The 6,564-nt window shown below is 27.0% G+C and carries 8 protein-coding genes; 1 reads left to right on the forward strand and 7 read right to left on the reverse strand.

The window, feature by feature from the left end; all coding sequences use genetic code 11:
* Positions 1-34 precede the first annotated feature (34 nt).
* Both Q0352_RS03390 and Q0352_RS03395 read right to left on the reverse strand, forming a co-directional pair.
* Positions 35-331, reverse strand: a complete 297-nt coding sequence (locus Q0352_RS03390) for a hypothetical protein (protein WP_299523635.1) — start codon at positions 329-331, stop codon at positions 35-37.
* 195 nt (positions 332-526) lie between these two features.
* Positions 527-1,426: a pseudouridine synthase gene (locus Q0352_RS03395; RefSeq protein WP_299523638.1), complete on the reverse strand. Its 900-nt coding sequence runs from the start codon at positions 1,424-1,426 to the stop codon at positions 527-529.
* Positions 1,427-1,551: 125 nt separating this feature from the next.
* Between Q0352_RS03395 and Q0352_RS03400 the strand changes: the two genes are divergently transcribed.
* Entirely contained in the window at positions 1,552-1,890 is a 339-nt protein-coding gene (locus tag Q0352_RS03400) for a hypothetical protein (protein WP_299523641.1), read from the forward strand.
* 54 nt (positions 1,891-1,944) lie between these two features.
* Here Q0352_RS03400 and Q0352_RS03405 read toward each other — a convergent pair whose 3' ends face one another.
* The 5 genes from Q0352_RS03405 to Q0352_RS03425 form a co-directional block, all read right to left on the reverse strand.
* Positions 1,945-2,877, reverse strand: a complete 933-nt coding sequence (locus Q0352_RS03405) for a geranylgeranylglycerol-phosphate geranylgeranyltransferase (RefSeq protein ID WP_299523644.1) — start codon at positions 2,875-2,877, stop codon at positions 1,945-1,947.
* A gap of 58 nt (positions 2,878-2,935) precedes the next feature.
* Positions 2,936-3,865 (reverse strand): mevalonate kinase, encoded by a 930-nt coding sequence (locus tag Q0352_RS03410; protein ID WP_299523647.1) that lies wholly within the window; start codon positions 3,863-3,865, stop codon positions 2,936-2,938.
* 4 nt (positions 3,866-3,869) lie between these two features.
* The gene (locus Q0352_RS03415; RefSeq protein WP_299523656.1) at positions 3,870-4,964 is read right to left on the reverse strand and encodes a diphosphomevalonate decarboxylase; all 1,095 of its coding nucleotides are present in this window, start codon (positions 4,962-4,964) and stop codon (positions 3,870-3,872) included.
* A gap of 33 nt (positions 4,965-4,997) precedes the next feature.
* Positions 4,998-5,714 carry a LytTR family DNA-binding domain-containing protein gene (locus Q0352_RS03420; RefSeq protein ID WP_299523650.1) on the reverse strand — a complete coding sequence of 239 codons (717 nt, stop codon included), beginning with the start codon at positions 5,712-5,714 and terminating at the stop codon, positions 4,998-5,000.
* Positions 5,698-6,564 (reverse strand): sensor histidine kinase (locus Q0352_RS03425; RefSeq protein WP_299523653.1); only part of this gene is annotated, 867 nt, incomplete at its 5' end. The genes Q0352_RS03420 and Q0352_RS03425, both read right to left, overlap by 17 nt.

A 6,564-nucleotide genomic window follows, 5' to 3' on the forward strand; every position in this document is an offset into this window, starting at 1 on the left:
TCTATTATATATATTAAGTTTATCTAAGATTTATTTATTCATCTTCATCATCAAGATCTGCACCTTCCAAATCCAAATCTAAATCATCACTAATTTCTGTATCTGACTCATCATCTTCATCATGGCTTTCCATACTATCAACCAATTCATCACTAATTTTAACCAAATAAATTGTGTCGTTTGTTGAAACTTCAACTGCTTCAACATATTTACCATTTTGGTTAGTAAATTTAATAATATCCCTTATTCCATATCCATCAGGGAATTTCTCCACTAATAAATTAAGGATTTCGGTTGTCAATTTTTTATAATCTACAATGATTCTCTTCATAACAAATCAGTTAAATTTAGCTTAAAAAATAAAATTATTATCTAATTAACTTTTTCTATAAGTTCAAATATAGAAAAATATTTCAATCCGAAAAGAAAAATGGTAATACATTTTAAATTCAATAAATATTAATTAAAAAGCATAAAAAAAACCAAGATCGCTCTTGGTTTTCTATAATATATTTGGAAAGTAAAATTAAAGCATCATTAAGTTACTAACTTCTAGTTCAGTTAAATGACGGTAATGACCACGTGGTAAATCTTTCTTAGTTAAACCTGCAAAAATTACACGATCTAATTTTACCACACTATAATTAAAGTGTTCAAAAATTCTACGTACAATTCTGTTTCTTCCTGAGTGAATTTTAACTCCTATTTCGCTCTTTGGTTGATTCATTATATATGAAATCTCATCTACTAATACTCTTTTTTCATCTAAAATAAATCCATCTGAAATTTTTTGCATATCACTCATTGATAGCTTCTTATCTAAAGATGCATGATATAATTTCTGGATATTATGTTTTGGATGCGTTAATTTTTTAGCTATTTCTCCATCATTTGTAAAAAGCAATAAACCTGTAGTATTTCTATCTAATCTCCCTACTGGATAAATTCGTTCTTTTGAAGCATTTGCAACTAATTCCATTACTGTTTTACGCCCTCTATCATCATCCATTGTGGTAATAAAGTTTTTCGGTTTATTTAATAAAACATATCGTTTTTTTTCAGGGCTAATTAACGAACCATCAAACTTAACAACATCATTTGGCATTACTTGGTAACCCATTTCGTTAACCAACTTACCATTTACTGATGCACTACCCGCTTTAATATAAACATCAGCTTCTCTGCGTGAACAAATACCAGAATTTGAAATGTACTTATTTAAACGAATACCTTCGTTCTCTATAGTCTTTTTTTCTAGTTTTGGAGTTGCTGTTTCTTTTGAAATTGGTCTATCTTTTTTATAAACAGGCTTATCTTTAAAGCTTTTAGTAAATTTCTTTTTACTATCAAATTTTGGCTTTGAAGTGTTTGAAGTTGTCTTTTTTCCTTGTTGTCGTCCTCTCGACGAGTTTTTATTTGAATTCATTATTTTATATTTTTTTGCAAAAGTACTTCTAATCTATTTATAAAAAAAATAACTTTTTCATAAATAAATGGGTAACAAATTATGAACCAGTTTGATATAGATATAAACTATTAAAATATACTACTATGAAAACTAAAATATTTATTGCATTGTTAATGATTTCAACAATCACTTTTGCACAAACAAAAAAGCAACAAATTATTAAAACTGAATCTTCATCAAAAGTATATTACATGAAAATTGATGATATTAAGGGAGAATCAAACGATACTTATACAAAACGAACCATAAAAATTGGTGGAGCAGAAAAACATTATGCAAGATTCCAAAATGAAAATAATCAGAATTCAAGTAAATGGTGGGCTAATAATAAAATGAAAGATGCAGAAGCTAAAAATTCAAATGTTCAAAGAAGAAGAGGCGATGTGAAAATTGAAGATATTGATGTTTCTAAAAAAAACTAAATTAAAAAATAACTAAAGAACGCGAAATAAGTCTCACGTTCTTTTATTCTATAATTACAACACTAAGCGATTAATAATCACAGTGTAATCTATAAAGACCATACTAAATACACCTGCAAAAATTAGCAATTTTAAGATTAAATGCAAAAACATATAATTACGTTTCCTTTTGCTTAACCATAGAGCAAGCACAAAAAGAAAAAGAACAACAATACTTATATAGAAAAAATATTTCATTCCCCCAATTTCAGGGTATCTTAATAGAAAATAGATTGGATTTAATGTTAAAAGTACCAAAAATGAAATTAATATTTTAGTAAAATGTTCTCCATACTTAACAGCTATTGTTTGATAATTTTGAACAAAATCTCCCTTAATCCTTTCTAAATCTTTAATCAATTCTCTAATTAATAATATAAAGAATAAAAAAGCTGCGTGTGTAAAAATTATTTCAGAAAAATTTTTATAATACACAAAAACAGCAAAAAAAGGCAAAATAGCTAGACTCGCTGCTGAGAATAATCCCATCAAAGGATATTTCTTTAGTTTATGGGAATAAAACCAGATTAGAAAAATGTAAACCGAAAAAAACAGCGCAGCTCGCCATGATACTAAAAAAGCAATAACAACGCCAATAAAATTTAATAAAAAGTAAAAACGAAGTTTGTTTTTTTGACTAACAATAGCATCAATTTTAGATTTTATAGGTCTGTTAATTTTATCAGTTTCTGAATCGTAAAAATTATTAATTATGTACCCTGAAGCAATTACACAAATTGTTGAAAGTACAATAAAGTATAAATTTATATCCAACAATACATACCTCAACGATTTTTCAGGAGAAAAAATAAATATAGATGCTAAGTATTGAGCAATTACAATTAATAAAATATTGTAACCTCTTACCACAGAAAACAAACTCAGTACTTTTATATAAAAAGGAGTCTTCTTATTACTGTTATTTTTAGAAATTTCAAGTAAATCCATTGGTAAGAAAAAATAATTATGCCTTTAAACTATCCTTTTAAAAGTAGCCTATATAATATTAAAACCTATAAACCAATTCTAATTTAAAATCTTTTAATATTGTTTTTGTTTTGTCAAAATCTTCAGTAAACCCTAAAATGTAACCTCCACCACCCGAGCCGCATAATTTTAAATAATAGTCGTTCGTGTCAATTCCTTTTTGCCAAATTTTATGAAATGGTTTTGGAATCATTGGTTTAAAATTATCTAAAACAACTTTTGATAATTGTTTTACATTTCCGAATAATGATTTTGCATTTCCGCTTAAAAAATCATCAATACAAGCATCCGTATGTTTTGCGAAATCTTCATTTAACATTTTTCTAAAGCCTTCATTTTTCATTTTATTCATAAAAATAGTAACCATTGGCTCCGTTTCACCAATCATTTCTGAATCTAATAAAAATACAGCTCCTTTTCCTTCCTTTTGAGATGGAATACCTGTTGCCTCTAAATTGTCTTTTGAATTTATTAAAATTGGGATACTTAAATATGAATTTAACGGGTCTAACCCAGAACTTTTTCCGTGAAAAAAAGATTCCATCAAAGAAAATATATTCTTTAACTTTAAAAGTTTATCTCTCGTTAAATTTTCTAAAACTGTTATTTTATCATCGGCATATTTATCATAAATTGAAGCAACCAAAGCGCCTGAACTTCCAACGCCATACCCTTGTGGAATACTAGAATCAAAATACATTCCTTCTTCAATATCTGATTTAAACTCATTTAACCTAAAACTTACCAATTCTTGTTTTTCAAGATTAACCAAGTAATTATAAAACCTTTGCAAGTTTAAATTTGATTTCTGTGAAGTTTCAGATAAATTTTTCGATTTTTTTAATGCACCTTGATAAGAGTTATAAGGTATTGCCAAACCTTTGGAATCTTTAATGATTCCATACTCTCCAAAAAGTAAGATTTTCGCGTAAAAAAGAGGTCCTCTCATATGTTTAATTATTGGATAATCGTTTTGCCCCATTTCCAATTCTGTCGCAAATATAATGATTTTCTTGACAATATTGAATTAACTCATTTATTATAAAATTATTAACACTCTCTTTCTCAGCTTCTGGAAACAAAACATGAACATTAGCACCAGCGTCTAAAGTAAAGCAAATATTCGAATTTGTTTCACCTCTAAATTCCCAAATCTTATTTATTATTTTTAAGGTATTAGGTTTCATTAAAATAAAATAAGGATTGCTAGTCATCATCATAGCATGCAAGCTTAAAGCTTCGCTTTCTACAATGGTAATAAATTCGTTTAAATCTCCATTTTGAAATACTTCTGAAATTTTTGAAATATTGTGATTTGCTTGCTGAAAACGCTGTTTCGCAAATGGATGGTTGTACATTAATTGATGTCCAACAGTACTTGAAACTTGTTTTTCCCCTTCATCAACCAACAAAATAGTATCATGATAATTTTTAAAATTTTTGTGAATTTTATACGGAAATTTTACTCCAAACAAATTAGAACTCCCTTCAATATCAGAATGATTTCCCCAAACAATTAATTTGCCTTCAATACTTCTACAAGCGCTTCCCGAACCTAACCTCGCTAAAAACGATGCTTTTTTATTGAAATATTCTTCCGAAATACTTGGATTCAACTCTCTTTCCAAACTCATTACACATAATGCTAAAGCGCTCATACCACTTGCTGAAGATGCAATCCCACTACTATGCGGAAAAGAATTACGTGATTTTATCACAAAATCAAAATCCTTCAAAAACGGAACATATTGTTCTATTCTTTCAAAAAATTGTTGAATTTTCGGTTTGAAATCTTCTTTCTTTTCACCTTCAAAATAAATGTCAAAATTGAAGGATTTACTATTTTTATCCAACTTTTTATACTCTAACGTTGTTAACGTAAAACAAGCGTCTAACGTAAAACTGATTGACGCATTTTCAGGAATTTGAGGATCTTGTTTTCCCCAATATTTTACTAAAGCTATGTTACTGGGTGTTTTCCAAGTTACACTTCCGTTAGAAACTTTTGAAGTCTCAAAATCATTTAAAATAAAATCACTCTCAATCAAAACTATAATTTTTGTCAAATATAAATCATTTACTTAAACATTTTCTAATCTCGCAAGCACATCTTTTTTATAACTTCTACTTATAGGAATTGCTTTTTTGTTCATTTCAATAAATTCATTTGTAAACGATTCAATTTTAGAAATAGAAACTATAAAAGAACGATGAATCCTAATAAAATCTCTTTTAGGAAGTTTTGCTTCAATATTAGTAATTGTTTCTCTAGTAATAATTATTTTATCATTTAAATGAATTTTTAAATAATCACTAAAACTTTCTATATAATTTATTTCATAGAAATTAATTTTTATCATTTTTCTGTCTGATCGAACAAAAATAAAATCGTTTGCCTCTTGACTAATTTCTAGAGTTGGTTCTAAAATTAATGTACTGTTTTCTCCCAAATATTTATTTACTGATTGCAACAATCGTTCAAATGAAATTGGTTTTAGCAAGTAATCAACCGCTTGCAAATTAAATCCGTCAATAGCATATTCTCTATAAGCAGTTGTAAATATTACTTTAATATTTCTATTGATAGTTTTAGCAAAAGACAAACCTGAGATCTCAGGCATATTAATATCTAAAAAAATTAAATCTATACTGTTTGAGTTTAACACATTAAAAGCTTCAATGGCATTTTTACATGAAGCAATAATAGTTACAGCGTCAACTTTTTGCAAATGATTTTCTAAAATTTCACGAGCCATTGGCTCGTCATCAACAATAATACAGTTACATATTTTGTTCATTGTTCAATGTTTTAAAATTACTAATTACTAACTGTACTTTAAAGCTATTTTGATGCTGTTCAATATCTATTTTGTGCACACTTGGATAGAGCATTTCTAATCTTTTTTTAATATTTTCAAGTCCAATTCCTTTTTCAGAATTATGGTCTTCTATTGATGTGTTCTTAATTTCAAAAAACAATTCATTTCCTTTAGTTACAAGTAAAATGTTCACTTTTAATTTTCCTTTAACAATTGCTCCATGTTTAAACGCATTTTCAACAAAAGGAATTAATAACATAGGAGTAATTTGTGCATTTTCATTTTCAATGTTTTTATCAATTTTCACTTCCAGAGTATCATGAAAACGCATTTTTTCAAGAGAAACATAATCTAACAAATGATTAATTTCATCCTGTAGTAATACACTTGGCTTTTCTACTTGATATAAAATATAGTCTAATAAATTAGACAATTTCAAAATCATTTCAGGTGCTTCATCCGCTTTTTTCAAAGCAAAACCATAAATAGTATTTAAAGAATTAAACAAAAAATGCGGATGAATCTGCATTTTTAAAAACTTTAACTCTTGCTCTTTTAGCTCTAATTGAGCATTTAAAATTTTACTATTCAAACTTTCATTTTTAACAATTGAATTATAATTATGCATTATTAAACTTAATGAAACTACAATCAACACTACAAAATAAACTCCTAAAACTATAAATGGTAAAGTTTTAGTCAGTGGCGCCGTATCTACCTCTTTATAACCTTCGGAATAAATCAATCCATATAAAATTGATAAAATAATAACATATACTGAAATTATAAAAGTGTAAATACTATATAAAATAAAATATTTATACTTTTT

Origin of the sequence: uncultured Lutibacter sp. (assembly GCF_937891065.1) — a bacterium.
In the GTDB taxonomy this organism is placed as follows: domain Bacteria; phylum Bacteroidota; class Bacteroidia; order Flavobacteriales; family Flavobacteriaceae; genus Lutibacter.

Bases quoted from the DNA above. Each gene is read 5' to 3' on its own strand.
- Q0352_RS03390 (WP_299523635.1), bottom strand. From the start codon at position 331: ATGAAGAGAATCATTGTAGATTATAAAAAATTGACAACCGAAATCCTT.
- Q0352_RS03395 (WP_299523638.1), bottom strand. From the start codon at position 1,426: ATGAATTCAAATAAAAACTCGTCGAGAGGACGACAACAAGGAAAAAAG.
- Q0352_RS03400 (WP_299523641.1), top strand. From the start codon at position 1,552: ATGAAAACTAAAATATTTATTGCATTGTTAATGATTTCAACAATCACT.
- Q0352_RS03405 (WP_299523644.1), bottom strand. From the start codon at position 2,877: ATGGATTTACTTGAAATTTCTAAAAATAACAGTAATAAGAAGACTCCT.
- Q0352_RS03410 (WP_299523647.1), bottom strand. From the start codon at position 3,865: ATGAGAGGACCTCTTTTTTACGCGAAAATCTTACTTTTTGGAGAGTAT.
- Q0352_RS03420 (WP_299523650.1), bottom strand. From the start codon at position 5,714: ATGAACAAAATATGTAACTGTATTATTGTTGATGACGAGCCAATGGCT.